The sequence below is a fragment of the Bradyrhizobium sp. Kon37 genome (assembly GCF_055807535.1).
In genome coordinates, this window is record NZ_JBVVOY010000001.1 from 106,091 (window position 1) to 124,299 (window position 18,209).

Sequence of the window (18,209 nt, forward strand, 5' to 3'; positions counted from 1 at the left end):
CCATTCCCGGTGTCGTCCTGGCGAAAGCCAGGACCCATTACCCCAGGGAGCTATCGTGGTACGAGCCCGTAGCCCCGAGTATCCGCCAAACGACATCCTGGGGTAATGGGTCCTGGATCTGCGCTCCGCTTCGCTGCGCTTGTCCAGGACGACGGCGGAGTTAAATAGCAACCGCCGAGCAGCGTTGCCCTACTTCCCCCACCGCAACGCCAGCGCATCGCGCTCCTTCGCCAACTCCAGCAGCCCGGCCCGCGTCGCCGGGTGCAGCGGCTGCAGCGGATGCCGCACCGTGTCCGACTTGATCACGCCGCCGGCCTGCATCATCGCCTTGCAGGCGATCAGGCCGCATTGGCGGTTTTCGTAGTTGATCAGCGGCAGCCAGCGTTCATAGGCGGCTTTGGCCTCTTCACGCTTGCCGGCGAAATAGGGATCGACGATCTGGCGGATGCCGTCGGGATAGCCGCCGCCGGTCATCGCGCCGGTGGCGCCGGCATCGAGATCGGCGAGCAGCGTGATCGCCTCCTCGCCGTCCCAGGGACCCTCGATATCGCTGCCGCCCGCCTCGATCAGGCTGCGCAGCTTTGCAGCCGCGCCCGGCACCTCGATCTTGAAATAGCGGATGTTGGAGAAGTCGCGCGCCAGCCGCGCGAGCAGCTCGACTGACAGCGGCGTGCCGGCGACAGGCGCGTCCTGGATCATGATCGGAATCTTGATTGCGCCCGACAGCACCTTGAAGAATTCGACGACGCCTTTCTCAGGCACGCGGAAGGTTGCGCCGTGATAGGGCGGCATGACCATGACCATGGCGGCACCGGCCGCCTCGGCCTGCTGGCTGCGCGCGGCGCAGACGGCGGAGCTGAAATGAGTGGTCGTGACGATCACGGGAACCCGGCCCGCGACGTGCTCCAGCACCGCATGCATCACGGTCTCGCGCTCGGCATCGGTGAGCACGAACTGCTCGGAAAAATTGGCGAGAATGCACAGACCGTTCGAGCCTGCGTCGATCATGAAATCGATGCAGCGGCGCTGTCCGTCGAGGTCGAGCTCGCCGCGCTCGTCGAAGATGGTGGGTGCGACCGGGAACACGCCGCGATAGGGGCGCTGGGCCTTGTGTTGGGGCGTGACCGGCATCGAACTCTCCATCCCTGATATCTCTTACATCTGCCGCGACGCTCGCGCAGCGTCACAGATGTACCCGCCGCGTGCATCGGCGGCAATGCCGATCGCGCGACGGTGGGACGGAAGATTGTCGAAGTTATGCGGTCCTCACCGCGCCCAAAAAGCCCTCGACCGCCACGCGGAGACGATCGGCGTCGGCGGACATTTTCGACACGGACACCGACAGCACCGAACCGGCATTGCCCGTCTCCTGGTTGAGCCTGGCGACGCTGCCGATGGTGTCGGTGACCTCGCGGGTTCCCTGCGCGGCCTGCTGGAAATTGCGGGAGATCTCGGTGGTGGCCGCGCGCTGCTGTTCGACCGCGGCCGCGATCGCCGTCATCTTCTCGTCGATGCCGCTGATCGCTCCGCCGATCGCGCGGATGGCACTGACCGCCTGGCCGGTGGCGCCCTGGATCTCCGCGACCTGGCGGGAGATCTCTTCCGTCGCCGTCGCCGTCTGCGAGGCGAGGCTCTTGACCTCGCCGGCGACCACGGCGAAGCCGCGGCCGGCCTCGCCCGCGCGCGCGGCTTCGATGGTGGCGTTCAACGCCAGCAGATTGGTCTGTCCTGCGATGGCGTTGATCATCTTCACGACCTCGCCGATGCGGCCAGCGGTCTGATCGAGGATCTCGACCGTCGCATTGGTCTGCGCTGCCTGCGACACGGCTTCACGGGCCTCGCGTGCGCTGGCCTGCACCTGCGCGGAGATCTCGCCGACGGACGCCGAGAGTTCTTCGGTCGCGGCCGCGATGGTCTCGAGATTGTTGGTGGCCTGCTCGGCGGAGGAGGAGACCGCTGCGGTCTGGCTGCTCGATTCCGAAACCAGTGAGCGGACGTCGGTCGCGGTGGCGTCGAGCTCCTTCGTCGACGCCGCAACGCTGTGAATGACGGCCTGCACGGTGTCGTCGAAACTGCGGCAGGCCGCATCGACGGTACCGGAGCGGGCGAGCTGGAGCGCCTGCTGCGATTCGCGCTCTTGGCCCAGGCGTTCCGCGGTCGCCGCGCTCTCGCGAAGGCTTTCGAGTGCGGCCGCCATGGTGCCGAACTCGTCGGGATACCTGGATTGCGGAACGGGCGTCGCGTAGTCGCGGGCGCTGATCTTGGCGATGGCGTCCAGAATGGCACGCACCGGGCGCATGAGGCGGTTGCGGACCACGTACACGCCGGCCAGGGTCACGGCCAGCGCGAGCAGGAACGCGAGCGACTGCACGACAAGATTGGTGAGCGCCTTGGCCTGCACGGTCTCCGCCCGCGCGATCGACTGGTCGAGCGCCTTGTTCGCCACCGCGACAATGGACGCGAAAGGTGCCTGACACAGCGTATTCCATTCCGAGGCGGGCATCGCGGGCTTGCCGCTGCCGTCGAAATTCTTGGTGAGGTCGCCGATCTGCTTGAGGGCACCGTCGGTCTTGGCCTTCGCGTCCGTTGCTGCCGTCACGAGCTCCGCCGCCACGTCCGGCGCAGCCAGCAACTCGGACATGCCCGCCCAGCCGGAGGTGATCGTGCCATCCCATTGCGCCACTGACCGCTTCTGAGCGTCGTCGAGCGGCTTGCTGCCGTTGACGTTGGAGCGAAGGGACGAACAATGGATTCCATAACGGTCGCGCACCTGCCAGGCGAAGCGCCGGACCTGGATCATGCGGGCGATGAAGGGGTCGTTCATCCAGGCACGGTTCGACACCGCGGTGGAGGCGAGATTGGCCGTGTCGATCACCTTGGTGACGGCATCATACCAGGAATTGGTCCGCTCGATCTTGCGCTCCGCGCGCGGGCGCTTGGCTTCGTCGTAGAACAGCTGGAACTGCGGTGCGGCGGCGCTCCAGCCCTGCTTCAATGTGCCAGCGAGTTCGTCGCGGCGGGCGAAATCGACGGTGGCGAGCGCGGCGCCGATGGCGTCATAGCCGCCCTGCTCGGCCTTCTCCGCTGCCTCGAGTTTGGCACGCGGATCATCCTCGCCGAGGATCGCGCTCTGCGCATCGCCGCGATTGTTGCGCAGCGCCAGCACGCCATGGAAGATCGCCTTGTCCGCGGCGGCAAGCCGCGCGGTCTCGAGGCTGTCGCTGTAGCGGCCGAACGCTCCGACCATCTGGATCGCCGTGGAGGCCAGCGCCCCCGCGGCCAGCAGGGCCATCAAGGTCAGGAGAAGCGAACTTACCGATTTCTTAAACATTGCCATGGTGTCGGGGGCCTGGGTCGGGGGCCTATTCTTACGAGCGCCACCTTGCCCGCGACATGCCAATGTTCCGTTAAGGTTTTAATCGAATTGCCGTGAGTTTCCCGGCCCGACAGACCTTCCTGCAGCCCCGGATCTCACGCAACTTTCGTGAAATCCGGCAGGCGGCGCTCCGCGAACGCCGTGAAGGCCTCGCGCGCCTCGGCGGTGCGCAGGCGCAGTCCGAACTGCTCGCCTTCGGCATTCATCTGCGCGACCAGCGCCTCGCCATTGCGCATCAATTTCTTGGTGGCGGTGAGCGCGCCGGCCGGCTGACGGGCAAGACGCTGCGCCAGCGCAAGCGCTTCGGCATCGAGCTTGTCGAGCGGCACCACGCGGTTGGCGAGCCCCCATTCCAGCGCGGACTTGGCCGGCACGGTCTCGCCCAGCGCGAACATCTCGTAGGCCCGCGCGTAGCCGATGCGCGCCGGCATCAGCAGGCTGGAGGCGGCTTCCGGCACCAGCGCAAGGCTGACGAAGGGCGTCGACAATTGCGCGTTGTCGGCAAGTACGACGAGGTCGCAATGCAGCAGCATCGTGGTGCCGACGCCGACGGCGCGGCCCTGCACCGCCGCAACCAAGGGCCGGGTGCAGCGCGCCAGCGACTGGATGAAGCGCACGACGTTGCGGCTTCCTTCCGACTTGCCCGCTGCGACCGCGGCGAATTCGCCAACGTCGTTGCCGGCAGTGAACATATCGCCTTCACCGCGGATCAGGATCACACGGGCCGACGCATCGGACTCGGCGGATTCGATGGCATCGGCGAGCTTGCCGTACATCGCATCCGTCAGCGCGTTCTTCTTGTCGGGGCGCGCCAGCGTGAGCGTGAGAATTCCGCCGTTGTGCTCAATCCGGACTTGGTCAGTCATTCGTTCGCTCCTCTTGGGAATTTATCCTGAATGCTCGTCAGCCAGCGCGCGACGATATCGATCTCCGCGCTGGTGAATCCTTCCGTCAACGCCGCGTTGACCTGTGCCGCGTTGGCCTTTGCCTGGGCGAGCGCCGCACGGCCCTTCGGCGTCAGCCAGACGCGCCAGGCGCGACCATCCTCGTGATCCGCGCGCCGCTCAACCAGTTTAGCCGCCGCCGTACGGTCGACCAGCCCCGAGATGCCGGCCGGCCCCATGTCGAGCGCCGCGCCGGCCTCGCCCATCAGGACGCCGTCCTGCTTGCCGAGGATGAACAGCAGGCCCGCTTGCGCCGGCGTGACCTCGCTCGAAGGCTGCGCCGCCATCCAGCGCTGCACGCGCCGTTGGGCCACGCTCAACAGGTAGATCAGCCGATGATGCCCCGCGCCGGCTTTTTTATTTCGCATACGAAATAGATAATTGAAGCGGATCAGATTGTCAAAGGACGGCGGCGAGGCCGATGACCCTGCCCGTCGATCGCAATTTATCGCGTCCGTCCCGCTTGACGGCCGTTCCTTTTTATGTTCCCTATTCGTTCTATTCAATCATAGATTGTCCCGGAGACCTTTCGTGATGAACAGTATGCGTGGCGAGAACCAGCCGACCCAGCTCGTAATTCATAATGACGATGATACGCCGGACCAGTTCGTGATGGATCTGCTTCGGCAGGTTTTCGGCAAATCAGACCGTGAAGCGACCGCGCTCATCACCCAGATCGAGCAGAAGGAAAAAGCGGTTTGCGGACCTTACCCGCAATCGGTTGCCGCAGCCCTTTTCAAATCTGCGCAACAATCCATCGAATTGGCCGGCCACCAACTGCAGGTCACGCTAGAGGCGGTCAAGACTCCTTGCGAACTCTGTGGCAAGCCGGAGGGACAGACCGACGTGCGTATCGGCGACCGAACGGTCTGGCTGTGCAGCGACTGCATGCGTGCGGCGGATGAACCCTCGAACGAACAAGAGGAAGATTTCGACTTTGCTTGCGATGTTCTCGATTGGCACCTTGCCAGCACCGCGCGCAGCAAACTCGTGACCACGATCCGCCAATTTCCCGGCCACATGCGGGTCGATCTTCAAGCCGCGGTCGACCGGCTCTTCAGCAAGGCCATCCGGCTGGTGGGACTGAACGAGGAGCAGCGCTACGAAACGCTGTCGATTCCACGACTGCTCAAGGAGGGCCGCTATGCGATCGCGATTGCCCCGCTGCAATATTCCGACGTCGATGTCGGCGAGAAGAGCCCGGTCAAGTGTCTGGATAACGGACTATGGCTGTGTGAGCAGGATCATCTCCGCTATGCGGTTTTGCTCTGCGCACACCGCGAATACAGTCGCGAGCCCGGAATTCGGATCGAGATCCTGGTGCCTTCAGGTTCCGCAGGCGCGGCTCTGGTCCAGCAATGCTTCAATGAATTGGAAGAAGCCGTACAGGCTGCGCGGACCTATCGCGGCAAGATCCTGTCGCTCGATGCCGACTCCGACTATCGCGGTCGCTCGCGCGGCATCACGGTGCATCGCTTGCCGCAGGTCGCGCGCGACGAGGTGATCCTGCCGGAGCAGACCCTGCGGCTGCTCGATCGCAACGTTCTGACCTTCGTCAACACCCGAGACCAATTGCGCCGGCTGGGTCAATCGACACGCAAAGGCATCTTGCTGTACGGGCCGCCGGGCACTGGCAAGACCCACGATCCGCTATCTCGCAACGCATTTGCCCGGGCATACGACGCTGATCATCACGGCCGAGCAGATCGGTCTGCTCGGCGCCTATATGAGCCTGGCACGGCTGCTCCAGCCGTCGATGGTGGTGATCGAGGATGTCGATCTCATCGCCCGCGACCGCGATGACATGGGGCCGTGTGAGGAATCCATGCTGAACAAGCTGCTCAATGAGATGGACGGGCTGAAGGAAGATGCCGACATCCTGTTCGTCCTGACCACCAACCGGCCGGAGGACCTCGAAGGAGCTCTCGCGGGGCGCCCCGGCCGCATCGATCAAGCCATCGAAGTGCCGCTGCCCGACGAGACCGGCCGCGGCAAGCTGGTCCGTCTCTACGGCAGGGGATTGCCGCTTGAGGGGGCAGTGATCGCAGAGGCTGCCCGGCGCAGCGAGGGCACGAGCTGCGCCTTCATTAAGGAGCTGATGCGGCGGCTAGCGCAAGGAAGCATCGCACGGGACGGCGGCAACACCGTGATCTCCGCCGATATCGACGAAGCCCTTGACGACATGCTGTTCTCCGGGGGCCGGCTCAACGCGCAGCTGCTCGGCGGCGCGCAGGCAATGGCCGCCGGGTGACGCTGCGAAGTGGCGCGCCTGCTACGGCGCGCAGGTGAAGCTCGACGCCTCCGTTACCGCACCCGCCTTGTAGTGCGGCCACGCCGGCCAGCGGCACAGCGGCAGCGCGCGAAGCGTCGCAAAGGACGGCGCCTCGACCTTCTGCTCGGCGACTTCCAAATCGCCGGGCGCCTTGCCTTTTTCGACCCAATCGACCAGCGCGCTCAGCATGTCGACATTGGCCGGCGCGCCGGAGCCGACATGGTCGACCCCGGGCGCGGTGTAGAGCCGCGCGAACTCGGCGGTCTCGGCCTTGCCGAGCTTGCGTTCGACGTTCTCGAAATAACGGATGCCGGCATAGGGGCTCTGCGCGTAGTCCGCCATATGTTCGAGCATGATCAGCCGACCGCCGCGAGCGCGGAAGCGGCTGAGATCGGGGTCGGTCGAATCCATCAGGCTGGAGACCTCGAGCAGCCGCGCCTTGTGCTGTTCGGGCTTATACGTCGTCACGTCGAGCTTGGGATCGCGCGCGAACACATATTGGATGCCGCCGGCACCGTAGATCCAGGCGATGCCGTTATTGGGCGCGGGCGGCTGCGCCGGGGGCGCCGTGCCGAGCCACCACGCGACCCAGCCGCCGGTCGGGCCAACCGCCGGCGTGTCCTCGCCCGACACGCCCCAGCCCGGATAATCATCGAGACCATTGGCAAGCGCGAACGGGAATTTGTAGGTCGCATGCAGAGTGTCAATCGCCTTGATCTGTGCGTCGGTGAGGCACTGATCGCCCGTCTTGCCGCTCGCGCAACGCAGCGTCTCCGCCTTGAACGCCGCCTTGCAGGACACGGGATCTTGCACCAGCGCGTCATCGGAGCCGTCCGCCTTGTCGCAAGCGGCCCGCACGGCATCGCCCACGAGCTTCACCTGCGCCGGATTAATCCAGCCGTCACCCATGGTCGCGAGACCCGAGCGGGTGCCAGCATGCTGCAGGCCGACCCAGTTGATGACGGGCACGCGGGCAAAGATGCCGTCGAAATCATCAGGGTAGCGCTGTGCCATGGTGAGGCCTTCGCGACCGCCCTCGGACGAACCCATGAAGTACATCTTCTCTGGTCTCTTGCCGTAAGCGCGCTGCATCAGCGCGACGGCGGCATCGCGCACCTTCTTGTAGGCGCGATGGGCGAAATTCTCGAAGGCTTCGTCGTTGAGCGCGAACAGTTGCGGCGGCTCGCCGGGCTTGGACTCGTGACCGGAATCGGTGCCGTAGGTGACGAAGCCGCGCGCTAGCGGCGACGGCTTGTCGAAGGGATAGGCCGGCGGCAGCGTCAGGCCCGTGATCAGCACGCCGTTGAAGCCGCCGCCGCCATATTGCAGCGAGCGGCCGTTCCATTCGACGGGCAAATTGACCTGAAATCTGATCGGCGGCGCCTTGGGATCGGTGGGATCGATATGGCCGAGCAGCTTGCAGAAGCCGGGATTGGCGGGCGTGACGCGCCCCGACGGCGTCGGGCCGCGTTCGGCGACGGCCATTTGCGATGGCGCCAGCAACGTCGCCGCATCGATCTTCACGGCGTCAGTGCTGCCGACCAGGCCCTTGCAGACGGCGTCCGCATCCTCAGGCAATGTCACTGCTAAAGCGGAATTCGCGCTCAGTGCAGTCACTGCGCCCACGAGCAATACACACAGCTTCGCACGCACTTTCGCCATCGTTTCCCCCTGCACTTTCTGTTCTCGTTCGTTCCGCCAGGAGGCTGTATTCAAGGCGCCTTCCGACCGGCCGTCAATGACGCTAGTGCTCAAACACCAGGCGCGCGCCGACGGTGCCCTCGAGGCTACGAATCTGCGCAAGCAGCGCGCCTGAATCTTGGCCGCCGAGGTCGGCGTCGAGCACGACGTAACCGAGGTCGCCGGAGGTCTCCAGATATTGCGCGGCGATGTTGATGTCGCGCTGGAGGAACACTTCGTTGAGCCGGCGCAGCATGCCGGGCACGTTGCGATGGACGTGGCTGAAGCGCGCGCCGGAGGGACGCAGATGCAACTGCACCTCCGGGAAATTCACCGCCCCCGTGGTCGAGCCGGTGATGAAAAAGTCGACCAGCTTGCGTGCCACCTCGCCGCCGATGCGCTCCTGCGCCTCCTCGGTCGAGCCGCCGATATGGGGGGTGAGGATGACGTTGCCGAGGCCCTGCACGGGGCTCTTGAAACGGTCCGAATTCGAGGACGGCTCGACCGGAAACACGTCGATCGCGGCACCCGCGAGATGGCCGTCGCGCAGAGCTCCCGCCAGCGCGTCGAGATCGACGACGGTGCCGCGGCTGTTGTTGATCAAGAGGGAGCCGGGTTTCATCGCCCGCAACTCCTTCTCGCCGATCATCCCTGATGTCTCCGGCGTCTCCGGCACATGCAGGCTGACGACGTCGCTCTGCGCCAGCAGCTCTTCCAGCTTCTCGACCGGCTCGGTGTTGCCGTGGCGGAGCTTGTCGGTGCGATCGAAATAGATCACGCGCATGCCGATCGCCTCGGCCAGCGTCGAGAGCTGCGAGCCGATATTGCCGTAGCCGATGATGCCGAGGGTGCGGCCGCGCACCTCGCGGCTGCCGGTCGCCGACTTGTCCCAGCCGCCCTCATGGGCCGACACCGAGCGCGGGAAGATGCGCCGCAGCAGCATCACGATCTCGCCGATCACGAGCTCGGCGACGCTGCGCGTGTTGGAGAACGGCGCGTTGAACACCGGAATGCCGCGCTTGCGCGCCGCCAGCAGATCGACCTGGTTGGTGCCGACGCTGAAGCAGCCGACGGCGAGAAGCTGGTCGGCCGCCTCCAGCACCTCATCGGTGATCTGGGTCCGCGAACGAATGCCGAGCAGCGACACGCCCTTGAGCGCCCGCCGCAAATCCTCCCCGTCCAGCGCCTTGGTCAGGCGCTCGACATTGGTGAAACCCGCAGTCCTGAACAGGTCCACGGCGCTGTCGTTGACGCCTTCGAGCAGCAGCGCCTTCGCGTTCCGCTCAGGGCTTCGGCCTGGGGCTGGCATGAAATCTCCGTGGGTTACAGCTTCGCCGCAGCTCATAGACCGCGGGGGATGCGCAGCACAATAGGGTTTGGATACGGGGAGAACATGGCGGGGCGGTCGTCAGATCACGTAAAACCCGTGCGTGCCGTCAAGACGCAATTGTTCGACCAGGCCATATTCCCAGTCGAGATAGGCCTGCATCGCGCGCTCGTCGACGCCGGTGCCTTCATAGGGGCGGCGGTAACGGTGGGCGGGGTCGGGCCGGGGCAGGACGTGCGGCGGACCGATTTCGAGCGCGCCGTCATAGCCACCTTCCTGCACATAGACCTCCCAGCCCATCTGCGCGAGCCAGGACGCCGTCATGTCGGCGCGGACGCCCTTGTCGTCGGTCAGCGCGATGCGCGCGCCGCGCACCGGTGCGGCCATATCGGTTTCCTGGACGAGCTGTCCGCCGGGATAGTGACGAAACCCCGGAAGATGGCCGGCGGCATATTCCTCGGCGTCACGCACGTCGAAGCGATAGAGCGTGCGATCGGTCTGCGCGACAAGCGCAGACATCTCGCTCGCGTCGATGTGGCGCACACCGGCGCGATAGGCGACGTCGCGCGCATTAGCCGGGCCGCCTTCGAACGATCCGATCGCGCCACGCCTGTTAGCACCGTGGCCGAGCGTATGCCGCGCCAGCGTCCAGCCGATGGTGCCGTTGCGCAGCGCCCGGACCTTGTTCGGGACGCCGGCATTGATCAGCGATTGGGTGCCGATGATCGAGCGTGTGCGGCCGGCGCAATTCACGATGATGGTGGTGTCGGCATCGGGTGCCGCCTGCCCTGCCCGCAGCACCAGCTCCGCGCCGGGCACGCTGACCGAGCCCGGGATGTTCATGGTGGCATATTCGTCGAAGCGGCGAACGTCGAGGATGGCGATGTTGGCCTTGTCCGCGATGAGTTTTGCCACCTCGTCGGCACTGAAGGAGGGCGTGTGCCGGCGCGACTCGACGAGCTCGCCAAAGGCTTTTGAGTAGGAGTTGACGTCCTCGAAGATTTGATAACCCGCGTCGCGCCAGGCCTTCAGCTCGCCATTGAGCGCACGGAGGTTGGTATAGCCGAGCGCGGCGAGCCGCTCGGCGCCGGCAGTGACGAGGCCCTCGCCGTCGTCATAGAGCACGATCGCCACGTCCTTGCGCGGCAGCCGCACCTCGGCTTCGATCCCGATCCGGTCCGCGGCCATGTTGGCGGCAAACAGCGGATGTCCCGTCGCAAAACCAGCCTCGTGCCTGAGATCGAGCAGCGCGATCTCCTCGCGGAGTAGCAATGCGCGGCGGATGTCGGCGGGAGTGACGGAGGTGAGCTTCATGGCGTGAACCCTGACGAAGATTGGCCATGGGCTTTTGAACGATTGCAGAAGTGTTGGCTAGCCTTTGCGGCTGCCCGTTCACTCGCCGGGAACAAGCTGCCCGAGCCGCGGCTGCGCCGGGCGCCGCAGCTTGCGGCGCGACAGATAGAGCAGGACGCCGGTGACCGCGAACAGCGGCATCAGCGCCGCGGCGACCATGAAAGCGAGCTTGCCGGGCCAACCCAGAATCGCGCCGCGGTGGATGTCGAGCACGTTCGCGATGATCTTCTCCCCGAACGTCTTGTCGGCGTAGCGTTCCGCGGAGACCAGCTGACCGGTTATGGCGTCGATGCGGAATTCGTCACGGGTGGTGTCGAGGGAGGAGTCTTTCCCCCATGAGCGGATCCGGATCGCCGTCCCCGAACCGGCCGGCAGCGTCAACAGAGCCTTCGAGAAGCGGTTGCCCTCTTCGTGCAGGAAGGCGGCCCACGCGCGATCAAAGCCGATCGGCTGTGCCGTCTCGCTGACGCCGGCTGCGCGCGATGCCTTTGCAGGCATCTTCGGCTGCATCTTAGCGGCGGCGACATGCGGGCGCGACAGCAGCCAGACGACGCCGTCCTTGTACCAGTCGAACGAGTACCAGAGTCCCGTCAGCGTCATCACCAGATAGACCGGCAGGACCCAGGTGCCGATCACCGCGTGCAGCGAGCGATGGAGGCCGCGTCCGCTGAGGCCGAGATTCGGCTTCAGCCACATCTTCACGCTGCCTGCACGCCGCGGCCAGCGCAGCACGAGGCCCGAGATGAGCATCACGATCAAGCCGAGCGCGGCCACGCCCGTGATCTGACGCCCCCAGCCCTTGGCGTCGCCGGGAACCAACAGCCAGCGATGCAGCTTGCGCACGGTCGCGAAAAACTCTTCGCCGCGCGGTGCGCCCAACGCGCGCGCGTCATAGGGATCGACATAGAGCGAGGACGGCCGCGCGCCTCGTTCGTCGCGGGCGAAGCGCACATGCACCGCGGCGGACGGATCACTTGCCAGCGTCACGGCGGAGACCTTGCCGACATCCTGCGCCGCAGTCAGGCGCGCAACCAGTTCGTCCGGCATCAGCGCCGGTGCCTGGCGCGGCGCGACCTGCATGATGCCGGCGTTGAGATGATCGACGATCTCATCCTCAAAACTCATGATCGCGCCGGTCAACGCGATCACGGCAAGCAGCAGCGCGAGCATGAGGCCGGCGATGGAATGGATCTGGTGGAGGGCGGCCTTGATGTGACGCCCCAGCAGCGCGGCCATCGTTAGAACTTCACCGTCGCCGACAGCGAGAAGCGTCGGGCATCGCCAATGGCGACATTCAAGGCGTTGCCGGTACTGGACGTATAGTAGAGCTTGTCGAACACGTTCTTGACGTTGAACTGATAGGTCACCGGCAGATTGTCGATTTTCGTGTCGTAGGTCGCAAAGACGTCTGCGACGGTGTAGGCCGGCAGGAAGAACGTGTTGAGGGAGTCGCCCGGCCGGTCGCCGGCATAGTGCGCGCCGCCGCCGAGCCGCAGACGTCCGGGCAGCGCATCGCCGAAATCGTAGACGAGATAGAGCGAAGCCGTGTTCATGGCGGCGTTGAACAACTTGGCGTTGCCGACGACGGGGTCGTTGACCAAACGTGCATCGGTATACCCGTAGCTGCCGATCAGGCTCCATTGATCAGTCAGTTTGCCGGTCACGTCCAATTCGACGCCGCGCGACTTGGCCGCGCCGGAGGCGCGCGCCGCCGACTTGCCTCCACCGATGTCATCCAGCACCAGGACATTCTTCTTCTGGATGTCGTAGACGGCCAAGGTGCCCGACAGCCGCTTGTTGACATCGAACTTCAGACCGGTCTCCCATTGCGTTCCTTCTTCGGGCGCGATGGTGGAGTCGACGACAAAGCCGGAGGTGAACGCTGCGATGACCGATGTCGGCTTCAACGACTGCGTATAGCTCACGTAGTAGGAGAGCTGCTCGTTCAGCTTGACGACGACGCCGCCGAGCGGCAGCACCTTATCGCCTGACAAATTGGTGTTCGTGACGAAGACGGGCCGGCCTTTTCCGGCGAGCTGCTCGTATTCCATCCAGCGCACGCCTCCGACCACGGACAGCCAGTTGGTCAGATGGAAGGTGTCCTGAGCGAAGAAGCCGCGGGTGCCGAGCTTGTCGGTCTGTTCGCTGTCCGTTGGCGAAACAGCCGTGCCCGGCGAGATCAGTCCGTAGACCGGATTGTAGAAATTGAAGTTGGCGGTCGCCTGGCGGATCAGGTCGCGACGATCGATGGTGCGATACAGCGCTTCGCCGCCGAACAGGATCTCGTTGCGGAAGCCGCCCACCCAGACATCACCCTGGAGATAGGAGGTGCCGTAACTGGCGTTGCTTAGCGAGTTCTGGGTGCCATCGTTGCTGCGTTTCTCGACGCCGGTTTTAGCGTCGACGCTGGTGATGCGGAGCTGGTTGGCGCTATAGGTCTCGGTGTTGTAGCTGTAGGCCGCCGTGACCTTCCAATTGTCGTCGAGCTTCTGCTCGACCGAGGCCTGCACCAGGTCGGAGGTGCCCCACATGTTGTTGAAGGGCTCGTCGAGCCGGCGCGTCTTCGGGATCGCCAGCGGAGCGCCGTTGACGAACGCGGTGCCGCGGTCGAACGGACTGATGAATTCGCGGTGCTCGTAGGTGAGCTGGACCGTCGTGGTGTCGCCGTACCAGGCCAGCGACGGGTTCACCAGCATTTCCCTGTGACGGCCAAAATTGCGCCAATAGTCCTCGCTGACACCATAACCGACGAAGCGATAGGCAAGTCCCTGGTCGCCGATCGGGCCGGTGATGTCGAGCGTGCCGTCGGCGCCGTTGCGATTGTTCGCGAAGGTCGAGCCGAGCAGCGTGACCGAACCGTGCTGGTAGAGCTCCGGACGCTTGCTGATGGTGTTGACGATGCCGCCGGGGTCCATGATGCCGTAAAGTAGCGATGCCGGCCCCTTCAGCACCTCGACGCTTTCGACCGCGGCGTTCAGGCTGCGCCCCTGCACCAGCGGCATGCCGTTGCGCATGATCGAGCCGTCGCGGTTGTCGCCGAAGCCACGGCGGATCACGGCATCCTGGGTGCCGGCGAGCGTGTTGGTCTGGGTGATCCCGCTGATGTTGACCAGCGCGTCGTCGATATTGCGCGGCAGTTGGTCCTTCAGAACCTGCGCGGGCACGACATTGACGGATTGCGAGGTGTCGAGCGGCGAGGCCCCGCTGCGCAGAGTCGTCGCGCTCGGCATCGCGCGGTAGCCGAGCTTTGCGGCTTGTTGCGCGGCGGCGTCAGCCGCGGCGCGTTCCGATGGCGTCGGAGCCGCGGGGGTGATGGTATTGCGGCTGCGCTGACGTGCGGCCGCTTGCGTCCGGCGTTGAGATGTTTCCGATGCGCGCGCCGTTTTCGGCCGCGGCGCCGGCGCTTCCACCGTCACCGGCGGCAGCGCCGATTGCGCCTGCGCGCTCGTCGTGCTGGAGGGACATTCAGCGAGCAGCACGGCCGCTCCGATGAGAAGAGCCGCGCGGCTGTCGCCGGCAGGCGTTCGACGACCGCTGACGCGCTGGCCGTCCAGGTAGACACGCACTTTCGATTCACTTCCAAGTCAGACGCAGGAGTTGGCGCGTCTAACAGCCGCTGTACGTGAAGAGAACCGCAAGCGGACTTGAATCGCTCTAGTGTTGAATGGTTCTAGATTCCGATCGCGCTATTCGGCAATCCTCGATTGATTGCGCAGCGAGCGCGACACGCAGCGCGCGAATTCGCGGCAACCTGTCGCGGCTTTGTGCGATCTCACGCGACGGCGGGAGCCGTCAGCTCGTCGAGCTTCCGCTTGAGCGCGGTGCCGTCGGACAATGCCCGGAGCGGCGGCCGCACGCGCAGCCAGCTCGCATCGCCCGTCTGTGCCGCGAGGATGGCTTTCAGCGTCGTGAGGAAGGATGGTGATTTCACCACGATGTCCACGGCAGCCTGCATGCGTGCTTCGACATCCTTGCCGTCGATCATTGCCTTGACCAGCTCCGGCGCGATGTTGGCCATGCCGCAGATGGTGCCGGCACCGCCGACAGCGATCGCGCGGCTGATGTCAACCTCGTTGCCGACGGTGATGGCGAGCTCGGGGGCCGCGGCGCGGAACGCCTGGAACTGCTTGAAGTCGCCGCTGGAGTCTTTCAGGCCTGCAACGACCTTGCCGTAGCGCTTGCGCAAATTCGCGGCGACGGCGGTCGGGATCGCGACACCCGAGATCTGCGGGATATGATAGAGGTAGGCACGCAGGCGATCGTCGGCGACGCCGTCAAGGATCGCTGCAAACGCATCCTCGATGCCTTCAGGGCTGACGCTGCGGTCGAAGTAGGGCGGCAGATACAGCACGTGACGCAGGCCGAGACCGAGCACGGCGCGCGTCAGCGCGATGCTGTCGCTGATCGCGGGGAAGCCGCCGCCGATTCCAATGCGGTCCGGCGCGACGCCGGCCTTGAGCACGGCTTCGATGGTCGCGACCCGTTCGGCGACATTGAACGAGGTGCCCTCGCCGGTGGTGCCGAACAGCACGACACCGTCGACGCTCTTATCGAAGAGTTGCTTGGCGTGGGCGGCGAGCTTTGCGGAGTCCACGCTGCCGTCCGTCGCCAGCGGCGTCGCCGACGCCACCCAGAACCCGCGAATTGCCTCGGTCATCACACCAGCCTTGTTTTTGCTTTACTTTCCGCCTTGTACCTTACATACAACAAACGCGCAAACCCTTTCCGCCGTCATGGCGGACATAACACGCAGCCAGATTCCGAGGAGGTCTCGCATGAACATGGTGACCCCCATCGAGCGGCCCGACCGACTGCTCGGCGCCCTGCGCGACAGGCTCGGCGCGGCTGCCGTGCTTGTCGGCACCGACGTGCCCGCGCGCAATTGCAACGACTGGAGCGCGAGCCTGCCGCAAACGCCGCTCGCGGTGATCCGCCCGGTCGACGCGCAAGGCGTTGCGGATGCGATTCTGACTTGCCGACAGGCGCATCTGCCGTTCGTGCCGCAGGGCGGATTGACCGGGCTGTGCCGCGGCGCATCGCCTGAAGCAGGCTGGGTCGCGATCTCGCTGGAGCGCATGAGCGGCATTGAGGAGATCGATCATGCCTCGATGACGATGACGGTGAAAGCAGGCACGCCGCTTCAGACGATCCAGATGGCGGCCGACGAGGCCGGGTTCTTCTTTCCGCTCGATCTCGGCTCGCGCGGCTCCTGCGCGATCGGCGGCAACCTCTCGACCAATGCCGGCGGCAACCGCGTGATCCGCTACGGCATGACGCGCGAGCTGGTGCTCGGGCTCGAAGTCGTGCTGCCCGACGGCACCATCATCACCAGCCTCAACAAGCTGATGAAGAACAATGCCGGCTATGATCTGAAGCATCTGTTCATCGGCTCGGAAGGCACGCTCGGCATCATCACCCGCGTGGTGTTGCGGCTGTTTCCAAAGCCGCGCTCGACCATGGCCGCGCTCTGCGCGCTCGAGGACTATGCCGCGGTAATTGCGCTGCTCGGCGCCGCGCGAAGCGGGCTCGGCCCGCTGCTGTCGGCATTCGAGGTGATGTGGCCGGATTACTGGGACGTCATCACGACTCGCGCCGGCGTCAAGCCGCCGGTCGCCGCAGGCCACGGCCTCTACGTGCTGGTCGAAGCGCAGGGCACCGACGAGAGCCTCGACGCGCCGCGCTTTCAAAGCTGGCTCGAAGAGCTGATGGAGCGCGGGCTGCTCGCCGACGCAGCGGTGGCGCAATCGCTGGCGCAGACACAGAGCTTCTGGCGCGTGCGCGACATCTGCGCCGAGTTCGGCCAGGTGCTGGGGCCGCACATCTCCTACGACATCGGCCTCGCCGTGGCGCGGATGGACGAGTTCGTCACGCGCTGCAAGGCCGCGCTCGCGGAGGGCATCGAGGGCTGCGAGAGCGTCTATTACGGCCATATCGGCGACGGCAATCTGCATCTCGTCTCCTGGGTGACCGGCCTTGCCGTCGAGCGGCAGCCGAAGGAAGCGATGGACGCGATCATCTACGGCCTCGTGCGCGAGATGGGCGGCAGCGTCTCGGCCGAGCACGGCATCGGCACGCTGAAGAAGAAGTGGCTGGGTCATGCCCGCAGCGAGGCCGAGATCGCGCTGATGCGGACGCTGAAGGCCGCGCTCGATCCCGATCATCTGCTCAACCCCGGCAAGGTGATCTGAGAGAGCCGATGCGATCGCTCAAGCTCGATGCACCGAAATCGCTGTCGCAGCGGGTGATGCAGCGGCTGCGCCAGGCCATCATCGACGGCGAGTTCGCGCTCGGCGCCGCCATCTCGGAGGAGATGGTGGCAAACTCCTTCGGCGTCAGCCGCACGCCGGTGCGCGAGGCGATGGGTCAGCTGCAGGCGCAGGGCCTCGTGGTGATCCGCCCGCAGGTCGGCAGTTTTGTCTTTACGCCAAGCGCCGAAGACATCACCGCGCTCTGCACGTTCCGAATCGCGCTGGAGCCCAAGGCCGCCGAGCTCGCCTTCCACCATGATCGCGCCGGTGCGACCGCGACGATGAGCGAGGCGATCGCGGCAATGGAGCCGGCGATTGCGGCCAGGGACAATATCGCCTACGGGCGTGCCGATGCCGCTTTCCACGAGGCGCTGTTCGCCCATTGCGGCAACCGCTATCTCGCAGAATCCTATCAGCTCGCATCCAGCCGCGTCGCTGCACTCCGCACCAATTTGACTTCGCCGATCGACGTGCGCACGCGCACATCCTTCGACGAGCATCGCAAGCTGCTCGATCTGTTCGCGCGCGGCGAGTTCGCCGCCTTCGCGACGCTGATGACCACGCACATCACCAATTCGGGCGTGGTCTACGCCAAAGCGCTGCAGATCGTTTGAGCGCTGCTACCGCGCGCCTTTCGTGCCGGGCCTGTCCAGAAAATCCAGCGCGGTGTTGATCTGTTCGAGCTGGTGCTCGATCTTGTCGCGGTCCTCGACCGTGGGCGCCTTCTCGAGCTGCTCAACCAGCTTCTGCTTTCGAAGCAGCAAGTTCTCTATGACTGTACTCACGGCTCCCCCATCCGCCAGAGGCGAACATCGAGGCGATACTAAACCCCGGGCGCGAGCGCGCGCCAGCCGGGCCGGCGCAAACCCTGCATCAGAATGTTCGCGAGGGCAGTTGGTTCCTGCGCGTGATCCGAGAAGGTATACACAGCTGATGGCGGCGCCCGCGAACGGTTAACGCGGTCGCACGCCCGGGCGGCCGGCCACGGAACCGGATCTTTCATGGGCCC

The 18,209-nt window shown here is 65.3% G+C and carries 15 protein-coding genes; 4 read left to right on the top strand and 11 right to left on the bottom strand.

Features of this window, described 5'->3' with window-relative positions:
• Positions 1 to 189 precede the first annotated feature (189 nt).
• From AC0L3J_RS00605 to AC0L3J_RS00620, 4 genes are all read right to left on the bottom strand, one after another.
• Positions 190 to 1,131: a dihydrodipicolinate synthase family protein gene (locus tag AC0L3J_RS00605; RefSeq protein ID WP_473345499.1), complete on the bottom strand. Its 942-nt coding sequence runs from the start codon at positions 1,129 to 1,131 to the stop codon at positions 190 to 192.
• A gap of 124 nt (positions 1,132 to 1,255) precedes the next feature.
• The gene (locus tag AC0L3J_RS00610) at positions 1,256 to 3,337 is read right to left on the bottom strand and encodes a methyl-accepting chemotaxis protein (RefSeq protein ID WP_473345500.1); all 2,082 of its coding nucleotides are present in this window, start codon (positions 3,335 to 3,337) and stop codon (positions 1,256 to 1,258) included.
• A gap of 134 nt (positions 3,338 to 3,471) precedes the next feature.
• Positions 3,472 to 4,242 (bottom strand): enoyl-CoA hydratase, encoded by a 771-nt coding sequence (locus tag AC0L3J_RS00615; RefSeq protein WP_473345501.1) that lies wholly within the window; start codon positions 4,240 to 4,242, stop codon positions 3,472 to 3,474.
• The gene (locus tag AC0L3J_RS00620) at positions 4,239 to 4,688 is read right to left on the bottom strand and encodes a MarR family winged helix-turn-helix transcriptional regulator (protein ID WP_473345502.1); all 450 of its coding nucleotides are present in this window, start codon (positions 4,686 to 4,688) and stop codon (positions 4,239 to 4,241) included. The genes AC0L3J_RS00615 and AC0L3J_RS00620 overlap by 4 nt, the downstream gene beginning before the upstream one ends.
• Before the next feature lie 166 nt (positions 4,689 to 4,854).
• On the opposite strand from AC0L3J_RS00620, the gene AC0L3J_RS00625 reads away from it, so the two are divergent.
• The gene (locus tag AC0L3J_RS00625) at positions 4,855 to 6,123 is read left to right on the top strand and encodes an ATP-dependent Clp protease adaptor ClpS (protein ID WP_473346046.1); all 1,269 of its coding nucleotides are present in this window, start codon (positions 4,855 to 4,857) and stop codon (positions 6,121 to 6,123) included.
• The gene (locus tag AC0L3J_RS00630) at positions 6,047 to 6,571 is read left to right on the top strand and encodes an AAA family ATPase (protein WP_473345503.1); all 525 of its coding nucleotides are present in this window, start codon (positions 6,047 to 6,049) and stop codon (positions 6,569 to 6,571) included. The genes AC0L3J_RS00625 and AC0L3J_RS00630 overlap by 77 nt, the downstream gene beginning before the upstream one ends.
• A 21-nt stretch (positions 6,572 to 6,592) precedes the next feature.
• On the opposite strand, the gene AC0L3J_RS00635 is transcribed toward AC0L3J_RS00630, so the two are convergent.
• The 6 genes from AC0L3J_RS00635 to AC0L3J_RS00660 form a co-directional block, all read right to left on the bottom strand.
• Positions 6,593 to 8,254 carry a tannase/feruloyl esterase family alpha/beta hydrolase gene (locus AC0L3J_RS00635; protein ID WP_473345504.1) on the bottom strand — a complete coding sequence of 554 codons (1,662 nt, stop codon included), beginning with the start codon at positions 8,252 to 8,254 and terminating at the stop codon, positions 6,593 to 6,595.
• An 82-nt stretch (positions 8,255 to 8,336) separates the two neighbouring features.
• Positions 8,337 to 9,581: a phosphoglycerate dehydrogenase gene (gene serA, locus AC0L3J_RS00640; RefSeq protein ID WP_473345505.1), complete on the bottom strand. Its 1,245-nt coding sequence runs from the start codon at positions 9,579 to 9,581 to the stop codon at positions 8,337 to 8,339.
• A 99-nt stretch (positions 9,582 to 9,680) separates the two neighbouring features.
• Positions 9,681 to 10,913 (bottom strand): rhodanese-like domain-containing protein, encoded by a 1,233-nt coding sequence (locus AC0L3J_RS00645; protein ID WP_473345506.1) that lies wholly within the window; start codon positions 10,911 to 10,913, stop codon positions 9,681 to 9,683.
• Positions 10,914 to 10,991: 78 nt separating this feature from the next.
• Positions 10,992 to 12,188, bottom strand: coding sequence for a PepSY-associated TM helix domain-containing protein (locus tag AC0L3J_RS00650; RefSeq protein WP_473345507.1), 1,197 nt, complete (start codon positions 12,186 to 12,188; stop codon positions 10,992 to 10,994).
• A gap of 2 nt (positions 12,189 to 12,190) precedes the next feature.
• Entirely contained in the window at positions 12,191 to 14,518 is a 2,328-nt protein-coding gene (locus tag AC0L3J_RS00655; protein ID WP_473345508.1) for a TonB-dependent siderophore receptor, read from the bottom strand.
• A gap of 206 nt (positions 14,519 to 14,724) precedes the next feature.
• The gene (locus AC0L3J_RS00660; RefSeq protein WP_473345509.1) at positions 14,725 to 15,609 is read right to left on the bottom strand and encodes a dihydrodipicolinate synthase family protein; all 885 of its coding nucleotides are present in this window, start codon (positions 15,607 to 15,609) and stop codon (positions 14,725 to 14,727) included.
• 118 nt (positions 15,610 to 15,727) lie between these two features.
• Here AC0L3J_RS00660 and AC0L3J_RS00665 point away from each other — a divergent pair, with 118 nt between their 5' ends.
• Together AC0L3J_RS00665 and AC0L3J_RS00670 are read left to right on the top strand one after the other, a co-directional pair.
• The gene (locus tag AC0L3J_RS00665; protein ID WP_473345510.1) at positions 15,728 to 17,140 is read left to right on the top strand and encodes an FAD-binding oxidoreductase; all 1,413 of its coding nucleotides are present in this window, start codon (positions 15,728 to 15,730) and stop codon (positions 17,138 to 17,140) included.
• 8 nt (positions 17,141 to 17,148) lie between these two features.
• Complete coding sequence (locus tag AC0L3J_RS00670; RefSeq protein WP_456767337.1) at positions 17,149 to 17,814, top strand: GntR family transcriptional regulator; 666 nt, start codon at positions 17,149 to 17,151, stop codon at positions 17,812 to 17,814.
• 6 nt (positions 17,815 to 17,820) lie between these two features.
• On the opposite strand, the gene AC0L3J_RS00675 is transcribed toward AC0L3J_RS00670, so the two are convergent.
• The gene (locus AC0L3J_RS00675) at positions 17,821 to 17,985 is read right to left on the bottom strand and encodes a hypothetical protein (protein WP_007597654.1); all 165 of its coding nucleotides are present in this window, start codon (positions 17,983 to 17,985) and stop codon (positions 17,821 to 17,823) included.
• Positions 17,986 to 18,209: the final 224 nt, after the last annotated feature.

What these genes read in the sequence shown, in the direction of transcription:
- AC0L3J_RS00630 (WP_473345503.1), top strand. Translation starts at nt 6,047, where the DNA reads ATGAGCCTGGCACGGCTGCTCCAGCCGTCGATGGTGGTGATCGAGGAT.
- AC0L3J_RS00615 (WP_473345501.1), bottom strand. Translation starts at nt 4,242, where the DNA reads ATGACTGACCAAGTCCGGATTGAGCACAACGGCGGAATTCTCACGCTC.
- AC0L3J_RS00635 (WP_473345504.1), bottom strand. Translation starts at nt 8,254, where the DNA reads ATGGCGAAAGTGCGTGCGAAGCTGTGTGTATTGCTCGTGGGCGCAGTG.
- AC0L3J_RS00645 (WP_473345506.1), bottom strand. Translation starts at nt 10,913, where the DNA reads ATGAAGCTCACCTCCGTCACTCCCGCCGACATCCGCCGCGCATTGCTA.
- AC0L3J_RS00620 (WP_473345502.1), bottom strand. Translation starts at nt 4,688, where the DNA reads ATGCGAAATAAAAAAGCCGGCGCGGGGCATCATCGGCTGATCTACCTG.
- serA (WP_473345505.1), bottom strand. Translation starts at nt 9,581, where the DNA reads ATGCCAGCCCCAGGCCGAAGCCCTGAGCGGAACGCGAAGGCGCTGCTG.
- AC0L3J_RS00650 (WP_473345507.1), bottom strand. Translation starts at nt 12,188, where the DNA reads ATGGCCGCGCTGCTGGGGCGTCACATCAAGGCCGCCCTCCACCAGATC.
- AC0L3J_RS00665 (WP_473345510.1), top strand. Translation starts at nt 15,728, where the DNA reads ATGAACATGGTGACCCCCATCGAGCGGCCCGACCGACTGCTCGGCGCC.
- AC0L3J_RS00610 (WP_473345500.1), bottom strand. Translation starts at nt 3,337, where the DNA reads ATGGCAATGTTTAAGAAATCGGTAAGTTCGCTTCTCCTGACCTTGATG.
- AC0L3J_RS00660 (WP_473345509.1), bottom strand. Translation starts at nt 15,609, where the DNA reads ATGACCGAGGCAATTCGCGGGTTCTGGGTGGCGTCGGCGACGCCGCTG.
- AC0L3J_RS00625 (WP_473346046.1), top strand. Translation starts at nt 4,855, where the DNA reads ATGAACAGTATGCGTGGCGAGAACCAGCCGACCCAGCTCGTAATTCAT.
- AC0L3J_RS00605 (WP_473345499.1), bottom strand. Translation starts at nt 1,131, where the DNA reads ATGCCGGTCACGCCCCAACACAAGGCCCAGCGCCCCTATCGCGGCGTG.
- AC0L3J_RS00670 (WP_456767337.1), top strand. Translation starts at nt 17,149, where the DNA reads ATGCGATCGCTCAAGCTCGATGCACCGAAATCGCTGTCGCAGCGGGTG.